Source organism: Okeania sp. SIO2C2 (assembly GCF_010692625.1).
GTDB classification, from domain to species: Bacteria; Cyanobacteriota; Cyanobacteriia; order Cyanobacteriales; family Microcoleaceae; genus Okeania; species Okeania hirsuta.
Genome location: NZ_JAAHGM010000110.1, coordinates 1 through 15,119, shown reverse-complemented (window position 1 = coordinate 15,119; position 15,119 = coordinate 1). Strand labels below are relative to the sequence as shown.

Below are 15,119 nucleotides of genomic sequence, written 5' to 3'. Positions count from 1 at the left end.
CCAGAGGTAATTATCAATTATCAATTATCCATTATCCATTAATGAACTCCTGTCTCCTGTCTCCTGTCTCCTGACTCCTAGATAAAAAAACTTGGTATTTATCAAGATACGCTCAGGGGTTCTATAGTTGGGAGTGAAGAAGTGGGGGAGTGGGGGAGTGGGGGAGTAAGGGAGTGGGGGAGTAAGGGAGTGGAGGAGTGGGGGAGTGGAGGAGTGGGGGAGTGGGGGAGATTAAATATTCAAGTAATTAGGGTCTGCTGAAAAAATTGGTTGGTGGGAGTAGGACACGGGGACGCACCAGACGCACCAGACGCACCAGACGCACCAGACGGGTCGATTTATGGGAGAACAGGCAACGGTTTCGGCCATTTTATGTGAAGGAATTTTCTTGAATTTCAGCAGAAAATTTCAGTGTCTTGAGGCAAAACTAGCCAATAACATAGGAGATAAACTGAATATAAAAGCTCCATTACCGTCAGCTATCCTGACTTTTAGATTTAATCAGCAGAGCAATAATTATAGAATTATCAACATATAATATATAACCGGATTCTATATGATAACTAGCGAACGGCTATTAGCTTTCAGCATTCAGCTAATACCAATTTTAAAAAAGAATGTTACGAATAGTAAGAGAAATAAAAAGACTTTTCAGAATATTACTTTTGACAAAAAAGATGACTTCAGACCTGAAAAATGGTATTGAAGCCATTCCCATAAGACTCCTGACTCCTGACTTCCCCTCCACCGGAGGGGTTAGGGGTGGGTTGCGAGGGGTTAGGGGTGGGTTGACTCCTAAGAAATATCCTAGCTATTTGTAGCAAACATTTATTAATTTGGCATAATATCATGTCCGGATAATAGCGTGATAAAAAAACCTTTTCCCTTCTAACCTTTTCTTCCCTTCTGCCTCCTGCCTCCAGCTCCCGCTGCCTTACCTGCTCCAAAGTGTAAGTATTCAACCGGACATGATATAAATTGTATAGCAGGGAACAGGGAACAGTAGGAAAAACATTTCCCCTTCTTTGCTTCATCGCTCATTCCCATTTCTCCTGTCTCCTGTTTCCTACCCCGACTAAAAGACTAGTGAAGCGCAAACCCTAATTATTAATTGTTGAACATTTTCTTGGTATGTCTGGACTCATAGATTTAAAATAAACTTATACCTTGTCAAAACTTTTTCTTAAACTATGCTAAACAAAGAACAAATTATCCAATGGCTACAAGCAGTAGCAACAGTGTTACAAGAAAAGAAAGATTATCTCACAGAATTAGATGCCACCATTGGTGACGCTGACCATGGCATTAATATGAATCGTGGCTTTCAGAAAGTCGTAACTCAACTACCCACTTTTACTAACAAAGATATCGGCAGTATTTTCAAAACTGTGAGTATGACTTTAATCTCTTCTATAGGTGGTGCTAGCGGACCTCTATATGGCACTTTATTTTTGCGAATAAGTGCTGTAGTAGCGGGGAAGTCGGAAATAACAACAGAAGATATGGCTAAAATATTGGTAGCAGCAGTTGAGGGAGTAGTGCAGCGAGGTAAAGCTAACTTGGGAGACAAAACCATGTTAGATGCTTTGTCACCTGCAGCAGATACTTTTACAGAAGCAGCGGGAAATGGTTGTAGTTTAGTGGAGAGCTTGAAACAAGCTGTAGATGCTGCTGAACAGGGGATGAAAAATACGATTTCGATGTTAGCTAAGAAAGGAAGAGCAAGTTATTTAGGCGATCGCAGCATCGGTCATCAAGACCCAGGAGCAACTTCAACTTATCTCATACTCAAGACCTTGTTAGATACTTTAGAAAGCGATCGCCAGATTAATTAGGGTTTGCGCTTCACTAGTCTTTTAGTAGGGGTAGGGGTAGGGGTAGGAGACAGGAGACAGGAGACAGGAGACAGGAAGAACGGGGAATGAGCGAGGAGGTAGGGGTTCAATAATGGATAATGGATAATTGATAATTGATAATTACCTCTCCCTAAAAGGAAGAGGATTGAATAAAAGGAAAAAATTGATTTTTTTCCCCTTGAAAGGGGAGGTTTTAAACCTGAATTATTTAATTATTTAATTATTAATTCTTCGGTAAGAATTGTCCCAAGATTGTTCTGCCATAATCGTCCAAAATACTAGCTTTTTGAGCGTTTTAGACTGAAACAGGGGCACTGCAATTCGACCCCAAAAAGGTACTTGTCTTTATATATCAATGCTTTTAGATTTAATCAGCAAGCCCTAATTAACAATTATGAACAAATTTTGGAGTCTTATAGCTATTATTTTCAGCTCTATTAGTTGCCCAATTTTTCTCCACCATTTAGTTATATCAAAACCTATTATTTTTTCGCAAAATTTAGCTATAGCCAATCAGAAATACAATAGGGTATATGGCAACATACCTAAACAAAATATAGGAGACAATAGAGAACTTTGTGTAAGTCCTGAAATTGTCGAAAATACTATTTATAAATACAGAAAAATTGGAGCTATTGTAGAATTAGAAGGTTTAAATTTACCCCGCCCAAAAGTCACAGGTAAAGCAACTATCCCTTTTCAATTTTTAGCAGGAGGAACAGCTTTTACTGTAACAGCTACTCTGGGAAAAAGATCGGGTAATTTCTTATTAGATACTGGTGCTTCTACTTCTATTATTGCTACAGAAACAGTAAAAGAATTAGGTTTAATGGGAAAACCAGTACCGCAAGAACTTTTAACCTATGCCGTAGCTGGAGATGAATGCCCAGAAATGAAAGCTAATTTGCATAGTTTACCTGTGTTAAAAATTGATAATGTCAAAGTAGAAGGGTTAACAGTTTTAGAATTTACTACTACTATCATGCCAGATGGATTATCAGGAGTTTTAGGAATGGATATTTTGAGTAATTTTGATGTAGAAATTCATCCTCAAACTCAAGAATTAAAATTATTGCCTCCTACTCCAATACCTACTACAAATATTGATGATGCTATTTCACTTAAAGCGAAGTTAGGTGTGGTGTTAGCTGAGGTAGAAATTAATGGCAAAGGTCCGTTTATTTTTATGTTAGATACGGGGGCAGAAAGTATTTTTATTTCTCAAAAATTAGCTAATCAGTTAAATATTTCTGCTGCTGAGAGACAGGAAATTCGAGTGCAAGGTTTTTGTGGAATAGAAATGGCAGAATATGCCTCTTTAGCTAAAGTGAAAATGGGAAATTATCAACTCACAAATTTAGAAACAGTGATTTTATCTTCCCCTGTATTGAAATTATTAGAAGTTGATGGAATTTTAGGGCAAAATTTTTTGAACAATTATCAGCAATATTGGCGCTTTAATCAAAAAAATCCAGAAAAATTTCCGGCGGATGGAAGTTTATTATTAACTCCTTAAAAAGGGTTTCGGTCTGGAATGCTCCGCAAACAGATACCATTAACAAATTTTTAGGCTAATAGCTAATAGCTGATAGCTAGTTAACTAAATGCGGATAGTTTTTACCGGAAAATTTTGGTCTAAAGTCTCCTCTTTTAAGGGGATAAAAAAAAAGAGAATATTCCATATTTCAAGCCTCCTTATTGCAGAGGTACTGTTAACTAAGTTTCGACCATAGGAGGCTAACTGATAACTGATAATACAAATTTCCATGCATTAATGCTATACTTCCGATGAACTTCAGTTATTAAGTAATAATAATCGTTTAGTAATTTTTATAACGATCATCGGCATTAAACCAAGATATCTTATCTCTTTTAACCCTACTCCCTACTCCCTACTCTCAAGGAGATGTAGCAATAATGGGTGAGATTTGGTATAACTGATAACTGATAACTGAAATGACACTCTTGAAATATCTATTTTTTTGAGTACATATTAGTTATTGTATAAGTCAGGAGTCATAATAAAAGAGGGATAAATGAAAAAGGAAGGATTAGAGTGGGAATTATCTGGGGAAATTCCGGCATTTTATCTCTGCATTGAATGGAAGTAGAGAGTGCGATAACTATATAGATTTTACAGCAGATTCCAAGTATATGAAGTACAGAGATTAACAATTGAATGAATGCAAGTGCGGGCATCTTGCCCGTGATAGGTGTACCTCACCAAAGTGGAATGTGCTGTATATAAAACTTCATTGCGGCAAGCATAAAAAAGAAAAAAAATCTTTTAGTTAATCCTATAGTTTTAAGAAGAGGTAATTGTTAATTATTGAACTATGTTAGGTTGTTCATCCAACCAATTAATTTGAGAATACCTTTGTTAAATTCCCAACAAGCAAGATTTAACTTCAGACCTAAAACCTAACACCTAAAACCTAACACCAATTCCCAAAAATAATGCTATACTCCCGATGGGACTTCAGTTATTAAATAATAGTGGTTCAATAATTTTTGTAATGATTATTGGCATTAAGCCAAAATATCTTATGTTTTTTAACACTACTCCCTACTCCCTAGTCTCAAGGAGATGTAGAAATACTTTTGATATTTGGTATAACATCTACAACCTAAAACCTATAGTTTGAAGGAGAAGTAATTGTTAATTATTGAACTATTTGAGACTGTTCATCCAACAAATTAATTTGAGAATAACTTTGTTGCATCCCCAGCAAGCAAGATTTAACTTCAGACCTAAGATTTAACACCTACCACCTTCTTCAATCTTTTAGCAATTCTCAAACATTTATAAAAAGTAGCAATCAAAAATACTTCAGCAAAAACTTTAAATATTTCCTCTATACTCCTGAGCCATTCCCTTTGCATTTCTTGAGTTTCATTCAACAAATTTGATGTTTCTTGACCTTGAGTCAAAAAATCAAGTGCAATGGAACAACAAGCTAAAATCAAAGCAATCTTAAAATAACTAAAAGCCTCTCGATATTGATAAAACTCCTGACGAAAATAGTAAATTACCAACAACCCAATAATCCCGTAAATCACAATAATTAGATCGTCAATACTATCAGTCAAAGCAGTTTCCTGAATTTGAAAGATCCAATGAATAAATTTATCTAACCTTTCATGGATTTGAATTAGTTCATCCACAGCGCAAAACACAAAACCAAAAGTCAAAAACTGCCAAAGTATTTGATAATTCTTTCCAGACTGAGATACCTCTTTTCTGCCAATTCTTAAACGATAAATTTTCCAGTTAATTCCAGCAATAATTAATAACTGAATACCCGATAACCAATTAATCAAAGATCCCTCATCAAAATATCGATATGGTCCTTTATCCAGTAGTATTGCCCGGAAGATAACAGCAGCGATCGCCACAAAATCCACAAATAATGCGGTTGATAGTAGTTTTTTAGTAGAAAATCCTGACATCAAAATTATTAATAGGAGGGAACAGGGAACAGGGAACAGGGAACAGGGAACAGGGAACAGGGGATAGGGGGAAAGAACTGATAATTTATGTACGTTAATTGATTTTATTTTGTATTTTTGGAGATGTCTATTATTCAGATTGTATTACCTGAGTAAGTGTTCTATATCACTAGCAAAACTTTATCAGGACTTACGCAAAGACACTGTGTATAGAGTCCAGTAACTATTGGACAATAGTTATGAGTACTATATATAGCGTATCTGCGTAAGTCCTATTTATACTATATCCGCTCAATAACACGAGCAAACTCCGCGCGTGCTGAGGCAAACAAAAAACTTTCTCTTCCTTCCCCTTCTTATACCTTAATTTATCAGGACTTACGCAAAGGCACTATTTATAGAGTAAAACTACTATTGGACAATAGTTTTGAGCGCTATATATAGCGTATCTGCGTAAGTCCTATTTATTTCTGCTCCTAACTACTCCTAAAATCCTGACTCCTGCTTCAATTATAAGTTTAACTTATGTTAAGATTAGATATAAATATTTATATTTTTTTCAATATTTGTTTACAAAGGTTTACAAAGTTTAGTAATATTGAATTGACCAAAGGTAAGTATTTGTTCTCACTGTTATGGCAACTCAATTTCCCTGGCTGACCACCATAGTCCTACTGCCACTTCTGGCCGCCCTACTCATCCCCGTCATCCCCGATAAAAACGGAAAAACCATGAGATGGTACGCTCTTGGCGTAGGAGTTACTGATTTTGCACTGATGTGCTACGCCTTCTGGAATAACTACAATGCCAGCAACTCAGGTTTTCAACTTGTAGAAAAATATGCCTGGCTCCCTCAGATAGGTCTAAGTTGGGCAGTATCAGTAGACGGTTTATCTATGCCACTGGTACTTCTAGCTGGCCTGGTAACAACACTCTCAATATTCTCAGCGTGGCAAGTAGACTACAAACCACGTCTTTTTTACTTTCTAATGCTGCTGCTATACTCCGCCCAGATAGGAGTATTCGTAGCCCAAGACATGATGCTACTGTTTATCATGTGGGAACTAGAGCTAGTTCCTGTCTACCTGCTCATTTCCATCTGGGGTGGCCAAAAGCGTCGCTACGCTGCAACAAAATTCTTGCTCTACACAGCAGCAGCTTCCATATTTATTCTAGTGGCAGCCTTGGGAATGGCCTTATACGGTGGCGGCAACATTACCTTCGACATGGTGGAACTAGGTCTGAAAGATTATCCACTGACCCTAGAGCTTCTACTATATGCAGGATTATTAATCGCTTTTGGAGTAAAATTAGCCATTTTCCCTCTACATACATGGCTACCTGATGCTCACGGCGAAGCTTCTTCACCTGTATCAATGGTTCTGGCAGGTGTATTGCTCAAAATGGGTGGATATGGATTAATTCGCCTCAACTTAGAAATGCTCTCTGACGCTCATGTTTACTTTGCTCCTATTCTGGCAATTCTGGGTGTCGTTAATATTGTTTATGGCGGATTGAACTCTTTCGGACAGTCTAATATGAAGCGCCGTTTGGCTTATTCATCTGTAGCTCACATGGGTTTTGTGTTGTTAGGTATTGCTTCCTTCACTGACTTGGGTGTGAGTGGTGCTTTACTACAGATGATTTCCCACGGTTTAATTGCTGCGGTATTATTCTTCCTCGCGGGTATAACTTACGATCGCCTCCACACTCTGAAGTTGGAAGAAATGGGTGGTCTTGGTCAAGTAATGCCAAAAGTATTTGCTCTATTTACTATTAGTGCTATGGCATCTTTAGCACTTCCTGGAATGAGTGGGTTTGCTAGCGAACTGATGGTATTCGTTGGAGTAACTAGCAGCGATGTTTATAGTTCGACTTTCCGCACTGTAACAGTTTTTCTCGCAGCAATAGGTTTGATTTTGACACCTATTTATCTGCTTTCCATGTTGCGTCAAATGTTCTACAGTACTGGTAAAGCACCTACTTGTATCCTCAAAGATACTCCTTATGAAAATGAAATTTTAGATGAAGCAGTTTGCTACGGTACTAACTGTGTGTTACCTGCGAATGCTGTCTATACTGATGCCAGACCACGAGAAGTAGCGATCGCTGCTTGTTTCTTGGTTTTGATTATTGGTATTGGTCTATATCCTAAAATGGCAACTCGGATGTACGATGCGAAAACAGTGGCAGTAAATAGTCAGGTTCGTCAATCATACACTTTTGCTAAGGCTAATCCTCAACTCTTTGCAAAAGGACAATTATTCCCCAAGATGCCTGAATCTGAAGTGTTATCAGTTTCTGGTGTTTTCAAATAATATAGCTTTTAGCAATTAGCTTTTAGCTTTTAGCTTGGTTTCAAACTATTACTTTTAGTTGGTTTAAAGTAGGGATGTTGTATACAATATCCCTACTTTTTTTTGTCAAAATTTTCTGCAAAATGATTTATGACGCGAGCAAGATGCTCGCACTAATTGTCAAACACCTACCAGGAGTTTGCTATAGCAGTCGAACCAAAACTTAGGATAGATCAAAAGCTTAAAACTCAGACAATACAAGATTCTTCCTTCTTATTAATATTAGGGTTTGCGTATGGAAAGTCTTTTTGCTGGGGTAGGAGAAAGGAGACAGGAGACAGGAGGAACGGGGAATTATAGAGGAGGTAGTCGGAAAAATTGTCAGAGTGATTTTTCTGTCATAAATGTAGAAAAGTTTTTGATAAATGGTATTAGGGAGAGGTAATTATCCATTATCAATTAATGAATTCCTCCTTCTTCCTTCTGCTATAAACGGCAGTTTGCTCCTACAATTCATGGATTCATAAATTGATGTATAGTATTATTTTTGAGAAATAGTAAAATTTAGGTAGAAGTATTGAAAAAAATAAAATGAGTAAAAAAAAATAAAAAAAAATAAAGTAATTACAAGAAAATGCCCAAACTGCAAAAATAAATTTAAACTGCCAGCCCTATCTTTTCCTTTCATGTTGCCACCAACAGATAAAGATTATGAGTGGGTAGACAGTAGTCAAACACTTATTTGCCCCCATTGCAATGCGAATCTAATAGTATGGGCTCGCCAATATATTTATGAAGATAAACAAGAGATAGGTGAATTAGAATTGCATTAAAATTCTCCTCACTCAAAAATTTTTAGCAAGGATTGAAATTTGACTTATAGTGCATCTACTAATAGACATCTTCAGAAAAGAGAGAGTAGGAAGTAGGAATTCAAGAATTTAGAATTTAGAATTTAGAATTTAGAATTTAGAATTACCGAATAATTAACTAATTAATAATTAAATAATTCTGGTTTAAAGCCTCCCCTTGATCGGGGAAAAAAAAGAAATAATATTTCCTTATATTCAATTCCGTAACGGTTTTAACCAGAGGTAATTATCAATTATCCATTAATGAACTCTCCTTGAAAAGAAGAGGATTGACTAATCATAAAAATTTTTATTTATTATACCAAATTTAAAAAAGAATATTACAAATAAACTGGCTAGTAAATAACTAATAATCTAATCCACCTAAAACCTAGCACCTACCACCTAACACCTAGAAAATTATTTGTAGCAAACATTTATCAAATTGGTATTATCCCCTTAAAAAGGGAGGCTTTAAACCACAATATTTCGGTAAGCGGAAATAATTAATGATTTATGTACGAGAATTAACTTTATTTTTTATTATTGGAGATGTTTCAGCAATTAACAATTAACAATTAACAATTAATAATTACCTCTTCTTAAAACGGATAGGATTGACTAACAGGATTTTTTTTTATCAAAATAACATGGGTCTAAAACCCCGCCTTGATCGGCGTAATATTTTTGGAGCCTTGCTCAAATCCCCGTTACAAAAATAACTTCTGACTTCTGACTTCTGACTTCTGACTTCGTTAATTTATCCCCTTAAAAGTGGAGGCTTGAAACCTGAATTGTTGAATGAATAATTATTAACTATCAACTCTTAATTATTAATTATTAATTATTCATTATTCATTATTCCGTAATGGTTCGCGATCGCCAGTTAAAAATTTAAACAATTTATTCATAAAATTTGTAAAATCTATCACAGTAAAATATCAATTTTTCTTCTAAAAACCTACAATTCAACCCACTAGAAAAAATTTCATATTTTCTTACAATTCTAGTATTAACTGTAGCTATATAATATATAAGTATTTTTAGTAAATTCTCACAACTTATAGTTAACTAAAGCATCAGCAATACCAGAGGAGAAACAAGATGAAAAATCGAGATTGGTTTTTGACTGAAGATGGTCAATGTCAACCTTGTGAAACTGTGAATGAATGGAAATTATTAAGAGAAAATTATCGGTTGTATAGATTCTTAACAGAACTAGAAGATACTCTAAAAGATGCCACAGATGAAGCGAGTTCTCTACAGAAAATTAGACTTTTAGTTAGACAATTTATTACTAATTCATATTGGCTGCAAAGTCAAGAACCAGAACCTTGCGAAAAAACAGGAACTTCGGTTATTTTGTTATACGACGAGTTAGGATTTCCCTTAACAGTACAAACAGTAAAATTCATGCCTGGCACAATTTCAACAATTCATAATCATGGTACTTGGGGAATAGTAGCAGTATTAAAAGGTCAGGAAAAAAATACATTTTGGAAACGTAGTCCTGACACAGAAAATAAATATAAAATTGAAAGAGTCGGAGAAAAAATATTACAACCAGGAGATTTAATTAGTTTCACTTCTAATGCTATTCATAATATAGAAGTAATCGGAGATGAACCTACATTTACTTTTAATCTTTATGGTGAAACAAAATCTTCTGAAAGGTTTGAGTTTGACCCAGTTGCACAAACAGCTAAGAAATTCTGAACTAGGGAATAAGGAAGAAGGAAAATATATTGGCAATAATTTCGAGCAAATCATCAACTATTACAGTATCTTCAATAATAGACATCTCCAAAAATCAAAAATAAAATCAATTATCGTACAGAAATTATCAATTATTTTCCCCTATTCCCTATTCCCTGTTCCCTCTTTTCTGGAGATGTCTAATAATATAGAGATTAAAACTCCTGAGAGGCTGTTTTTCAACAATTAATAATTAATAATTAGGGCTTGCTGATTAATTCTAAAAGTATTGAATGATATTGCTTTTAGCGTTTTAGAGTTGAAAAAAGTACCAGATTTTCGGTGGCAAGAACTGCATAAAGCTAGTATTTTGGGATGATTATGGCAGAAAAATTGAGAGACAAAACGCCCGCTCCTACCTCCTCTATAATTCCCATTTATCCTCTACTGTCTCCAGTATAGCTGTCTGGTACCCCAATAAAAAGACTTTCCATACGCAAACCCTAATTAATAATTACCTCTCCTTAAAAAGAAGAGGATTGACTCAAAGGAAAAATTTGTCTTTTTTCTCCTTTAAAGCTTCTCCTTTAAACCTTAATTATTCAGTAAAGAATTATGAAGTTTTTTTGCCTTTGTTAATCTGGTTGTGCATCATATCAAATCCGTTTTATTGGACATAAAAAAATTCTTCAATCGTCATAACTACGCTCATCTTTGTAATTCTCTCTCCTCCTGAGGACTGACTCGGTCTTCCTAAATAATTAAGATTAATATCATACACGCGCTTCACCAACGGCGGACATTTTTCTATTCCCTATTCCCTGTTCCATGACAACCCAAATTTATTGTCCTAAACAAGACGTAATGCTATAAAATTAGAACTGCTCAAAACCAAGAATAAAAGGAGGAAAATATGAGCAGTGGAAAAACTGTCGCACTGAGCAAATATGCTCAACATAAATATGGCATCGCCGCTCAATCTTTAGTTGATTTCGAGGTGGGAGTCAATTGTGGCTGCGCGTTATTGGCGATCGCTGGAGCGGATGGACAACTGGCAGAAGCAGAATTTCAGTGGTATATTGACGAACAGGAAATGGTGGCAGTAGACTCGGAAGCATTTCAAGAGTATATTGAAATCCTCCGCAAATTCGATTGGAAAAATGCTAACCTTGAAGAGCTATTGAGTCAAATAAAATTTAATTTTCCACTTAATTTTCGCTACTCCCTATTGTACCAAGCGATCAAAATGAGTCGAGCTGATGGGTTCTACCATGAAAAAGAAAAAGCAGCGGTGGCTAAAGCGGCGGAAATTTTAGGCGTTGACAGCACTGTGGTTGTTAGTCTAGAATCGGTTGCCGAAATGGAAGATACAGCAGATCGACTGCGCATTGCTTTATTTGAAACAAAAGCTTAATTCTGCCTTATATCTATAGCGATTGCATATCTGTAATAGCTAGAGAGGATTTGAAGCTACTTGTCCAATAAGTAAATCCAAATCCTCTCATATAGAATCCGGTTATATAATAAGTGTTCAACCTGATTTTATCTCAACGTTGGTTGAAGACCCGCGCTCTCCCGAAGGGGAGCGTCGCATGGGAAAACCAATCAATTTTGCGGTTTCGTCAATAGTGTGTTAGACTTAGAAATATGGCTGCTGGGCTAGCAGTTTCAGTCTGTGGAGCGACTGTAAGACCGAAAAGAGGCTCGACCTTGGAGGCTGGTGCATTGAAGCAGAAAGGCCTAATCAGCGATGGTTAGGAATCCCGCGCTGTACCGTCAGGTCAGCGTCGGGAGGATGTCAAATTAGGCAGAAACCAGGTTTACCACGGTAATGTTTTCTGATTTTTTCACTAATGAGGGATCATACCCTAAACTGTAACGTTATAGTTATTGAAATTTTTGGATGATATCAAATCCGCTTATATAATAAGTGTTCAACCTGATTTTATATCAAACTTTATTCAGCTAGAGGTTCGATGACAATTGTTCCTGGTTGTGCAGGTCGGGGCATAGTCTTATAGTGCTTTAACTGTAGGTCAATGCCTTGAGCTGAAACCTCATAGCGACTGTAAAGCTCCGATAAGAGAATAGACTGTATCTGTGTCGAGAATATCCTTCCAGGGCACTTGCGAGGGTTTCCCTGAGTGTTGGTCATGCTGAAGGAATTGATCTCATAGCGATTGCGTGCAAGTACCGAATAGAGGTTTTCGCGATTAGATTTTAAGATGGCATCTATATTTGCTGGGTCAAATAGGTTCGGATTAGGGAATATCGACGGATCGGAGTTCGCCTGCTGACGATCGAGCCACATCATAGTGCCCAGCGGAACTGTTACCGAACGCCCCTGATGCTCAAGAACAAAAGGGGTTGTCGTGCGACGCCATAATGCTGTGGGGTTGCTACCACCTAAGCGCAATGCCTCTAGTACAACTTTATTGATGAAGGATAGTTTTTCCTCATTACCACCAGAACGAGCCTCGGTAACAACGCTTGCTTTAATATCGGGCGAGGTTTCCAAAAAAGCAAGGAGCCACAACATACTCAAGGCAGTAGTTTCGTAAGTTGCCACGATGATAGCACCGAGTTCCTTCAACTTGGCGGGGTCGAGATTCTCGATTTCTGGGACTGTTAGCGATCGCTCCCAGAGAGCGAAGTGCCGCCGGATCAGGTTCGAGTCAGGAGCTGCCTCCAAGGCATCAAAATTGTCCGTCAGAAGCTGGCGAACAAACGGAATAATGGTTTCAAAGTCGCTCATAGCCGCAGGGTTGACCTTACCGATCGCCTCCGAGGCAACATCTATGAAGTCCCGCGTCACTCGACCATACTCTGTTGATGCCAAATAAGTTGTCAGGGGCGTTTGAGTAAGGTCAAGTATTCCGGGAACGAAGCTGTCTACATGGGCGACAAGGAAAAGTGCAAAGTCATCAAGAGGCATTTCTTGACTCGCCACACTTTTGAGGTAATCCACAGCGTGTTTTCTCACTGCTGACTCAAGCTTGGCGACGAAATTTAGATTGCCAAGGGAACTCTCCACCGCAGCTCGTTTCCCTGGGCGAAGGGGATGGTCGTTTGGCAGAGTGCCGACAAAATCACCGAATAGCCCACTGACCGGGTCTGTAGATGGTGCCAGAACGTTGTCCTTCACGAGGGGGACGTTCCTGTTCTGGTAAATGGCAATCTCTCCATTCAATCGAAAAGAACACACGCCCCCGTTCGCCTCAGCACAAGCGCTGATACCCGAAGTGCGGAAATAGTTTGAGGTGGGTTCTCCTCTATCGACAGTTGCTTGGCGGAAGGCATTTCCGTGGTCTTGGAAAAGATTTGGGCCGAAATGATGGGCAAGTACGCCGGGGAAAGGAGAGCTAAAATATCGAAATAGCCAAAAAGTGCCAAGCAGGCGTTCCCCCCATCTGTTTACTCGCCCCCAGAGATGCAGCCAGAGTGGCATTGGCGTCCTTGTGAGAGCATTTTCTGTTCGTTCTGAATTGGTCATTTCAGTTATCAGTTATCAGTTATCAGTTATCAGTACCTCTAGTTAAAGTCAGAGGCTTGAAATATTGAACTTTATTTTCTCTTTGTCCATTGGATATGGCGCAGGTTTCCTCGCCATCCCACCCTTCGGGAAGCTCCATTGTATCAAAGTTAAGGGCAAATATCAGGAACGGGCAAGATGCCCATTCCACAAAACACAAAACTATTAAAATCCCAAGCGCATTTATGCAACGCCAAGTTAAGTGGCTATCAATAGCATAGTTACCGAATTATTAATTATTAATTATTAATAATTAAACAATTATGGTTTAAAGCCTCCCCTTTTAAGGGGAAAAAAGCGGTCGAGGGATGGCGAGGTCTCCTCGCCATATCCAATCGACCAAGAGAAGAAATAATATTTCCTTATTTTCAATTCCGTAGCAGTTTTAACCAGAGGTAATTATCAATTATCCATTATCCATTATCAATTAATGAACGCTTCTTAAAATGGAGAGATACTATTATTAATTGCTTAATCTCTTCCAAAATATCTGGATAATCTCCGTTGACAATCTCAGTTAGGGTGCTGAATGTTCCTGGGTATACCATGACCGAAAACCCACGCTTTTGAAGACAGGCGAAAATAGCAAATTCCTCTAAGAAGTAGTCACAAGATCGGCGAATGCGCTGCTCGAGCAAGGTATCGCTCTGGTTTGAATATCGCCTAATCTGATAGTTGCGACTAAATGCTTCAACTGACGAGCGGAATTTAGCATTGCTTTTAAAATATATCTGGAGATATTGGTGAAAGTGTGTATAATCATCCCAGGTCTGAATTTGACTGCAAGTCTCGAAGGTGAATTTAGTCTGCTCTCCAAATGCCTTAAAAATATGTTCCTGTTCCTGAACGAAAGCACGACCAATTTCCAGAGCTTCAACCAGTGCATTTTCTGGGTTTAGCGATCGCGTCAGTTCTATATTGATACGGTGAATGCTGTCTCCCACTAAAACTAGACAATGGGAAAACCTCCGGGAAATCCATTCAACCATGGCTTTGACCTTTGCTGGTTGAAAATTACTATTCTCAAGACTTACTCCTAAAAAACATGAATCAAATTGTTCAAAATTAGTCCTAGCTGAGAGAGGATATACAGAATCAATTTTAGCTTTATATTGCAACCCAAAAATTAATTCCGAGGTTGGAGAGTTATTTAATCGCTCTAGAACCGGTGGTAAAGAAGCCATAAACATTTTTATCAGACAACAAACAAGTAATATCATGTCCGGTAGCATCGGTATTGTATAGCAAAGGTAAGGAACGGGAAACAGACAGGAAGGCTTAATAACAAGAAAAAAAAACTTAAATTTCCTGTATAGAACCCATTTGAGATCTATATAATTATGGTGTAAGAGTCTTTTCGCGCATCAATTTTGAGGAAAAATCATATGAAGGAGTGTTGAATTTTTTGTATGATCTCTCCCCACATCTTCCCTCCTGT

Annotated in this window: 10 protein-coding genes; 6 read left to right on the top strand and 4 right to left on the bottom strand. The window is 37.6% G+C overall.

Features of this window, described 5'->3' with window-relative positions; all coding sequences use genetic code 11:
- Positions 1 to 683: 683 nt before the first annotated feature.
- Complete coding sequence (locus F6K18_RS34845; protein WP_287527775.1) at positions 684 to 1,034, bottom strand: hypothetical protein; 351 nt, start codon at positions 1,032 to 1,034, stop codon at positions 684 to 686.
- A 156-nt stretch (positions 1,035 to 1,190) separates the two neighbouring features.
- On the opposite strand from F6K18_RS34845, the gene dhaL reads away from it, so the two are divergent.
- Positions 1,191 to 1,835: a dihydroxyacetone kinase subunit DhaL gene (gene dhaL, locus F6K18_RS34840; protein ID WP_287527773.1), complete on the top strand. Its 645-nt coding sequence runs from the start codon at positions 1,191 to 1,193 to the stop codon at positions 1,833 to 1,835.
- 415 nt (positions 1,836 to 2,250) lie between these two features.
- Complete coding sequence (locus tag F6K18_RS34835) at positions 2,251 to 3,372, top strand: retropepsin-like aspartic protease (protein ID WP_287527771.1); 1,122 nt, start codon at positions 2,251 to 2,253, stop codon at positions 3,370 to 3,372.
- 1,235 nt (positions 3,373 to 4,607) lie between these two features.
- Here the strand turns inward: F6K18_RS34835 and F6K18_RS34830 are convergent.
- Positions 4,608 to 5,306, bottom strand: coding sequence for a hypothetical protein (locus F6K18_RS34830; RefSeq protein WP_287527768.1), 699 nt, complete (start codon positions 5,304 to 5,306; stop codon positions 4,608 to 4,610).
- A 635-nt stretch (positions 5,307 to 5,941) separates the two neighbouring features.
- Here F6K18_RS34830 and F6K18_RS34825 point away from each other — a divergent pair.
- The 4 genes from F6K18_RS34825 (at position 5,942) to F6K18_RS34810 (ending at position 11,563) form a co-directional block, all read left to right on the top strand.
- Entirely contained in the window at positions 5,942 to 7,624 is a 1,683-nt protein-coding gene (locus F6K18_RS34825; RefSeq protein WP_287527765.1) for an NAD(P)H-quinone oxidoreductase subunit 4, read from the top strand.
- A 274-nt stretch (positions 7,625 to 7,898) separates the two neighbouring features.
- Entirely contained in the window at positions 7,899 to 8,048 is a 150-nt protein-coding gene (locus tag F6K18_RS34820; RefSeq protein WP_287527762.1) for a hypothetical protein, read from the top strand.
- A 1,510-nt stretch (positions 8,049 to 9,558) separates the two neighbouring features.
- Positions 9,559 to 10,170 (top strand): cupin, encoded by a 612-nt coding sequence (locus tag F6K18_RS34815; RefSeq protein ID WP_287527760.1) that lies wholly within the window; start codon positions 9,559 to 9,561, stop codon positions 10,168 to 10,170.
- A gap of 892 nt (positions 10,171 to 11,062) precedes the next feature.
- A complete protein-coding gene (locus F6K18_RS34810; protein ID WP_287527757.1) occupies positions 11,063 to 11,563 on the top strand; it encodes a TerB family tellurite resistance protein in 501 nt (166 codons plus the stop codon).
- 543 nt (positions 11,564 to 12,106) lie between these two features.
- On the opposite strand, the gene F6K18_RS34805 is transcribed toward F6K18_RS34810, so the two are convergent.
- Together F6K18_RS34805 and F6K18_RS34800 are read right to left on the bottom strand one after the other, a co-directional pair.
- Positions 12,107 to 13,642 (bottom strand): cytochrome P450, encoded by a 1,536-nt coding sequence (locus F6K18_RS34805; RefSeq protein ID WP_287527755.1) that lies wholly within the window; start codon positions 13,640 to 13,642, stop codon positions 12,107 to 12,109.
- Positions 13,643 to 14,094: 452 nt separating this feature from the next.
- Positions 14,095 to 14,865, bottom strand: a complete 771-nt coding sequence (locus tag F6K18_RS34800; RefSeq protein ID WP_287527753.1) for a tRNA-dependent cyclodipeptide synthase — start codon at positions 14,863 to 14,865, stop codon at positions 14,095 to 14,097.
- Positions 14,866 to 15,119 lie beyond the last annotated feature (254 nt).

Excerpts from the sequence above, each read along its gene's own strand:
- F6K18_RS34845 (WP_287527775.1), bottom strand. The coding sequence starts at position 1,034 with ATGAAGCAAAGAAGGGGAAATGTTTTTCCTACTGTTCCCTGTTCCCTG.
- dhaL (WP_287527773.1), top strand. The coding sequence starts at position 1,191 with ATGCTAAACAAAGAACAAATTATCCAATGGCTACAAGCAGTAGCAACA.
- F6K18_RS34835 (WP_287527771.1), top strand. The coding sequence starts at position 2,251 with ATGAACAAATTTTGGAGTCTTATAGCTATTATTTTCAGCTCTATTAGT.
- F6K18_RS34830 (WP_287527768.1), bottom strand. The coding sequence starts at position 5,306 with ATGTCAGGATTTTCTACTAAAAAACTACTATCAACCGCATTATTTGTG.
- F6K18_RS34825 (WP_287527765.1), top strand. The coding sequence starts at position 5,942 with ATGGCAACTCAATTTCCCTGGCTGACCACCATAGTCCTACTGCCACTT.
- F6K18_RS34820 (WP_287527762.1), top strand. The coding sequence starts at position 7,899 with ATGGAAAGTCTTTTTGCTGGGGTAGGAGAAAGGAGACAGGAGACAGGA.
- F6K18_RS34815 (WP_287527760.1), top strand. The coding sequence starts at position 9,559 with ATGAAAAATCGAGATTGGTTTTTGACTGAAGATGGTCAATGTCAACCT.
- F6K18_RS34810 (WP_287527757.1), top strand. The coding sequence starts at position 11,063 with ATGAGCAGTGGAAAAACTGTCGCACTGAGCAAATATGCTCAACATAAA.
- F6K18_RS34805 (WP_287527755.1), bottom strand. The coding sequence starts at position 13,642 with ATGACCAATTCAGAACGAACAGAAAATGCTCTCACAAGGACGCCAATG.
- F6K18_RS34800 (WP_287527753.1), bottom strand. The coding sequence starts at position 14,865 with ATGGCTTCTTTACCACCGGTTCTAGAGCGATTAAATAACTCTCCAACC.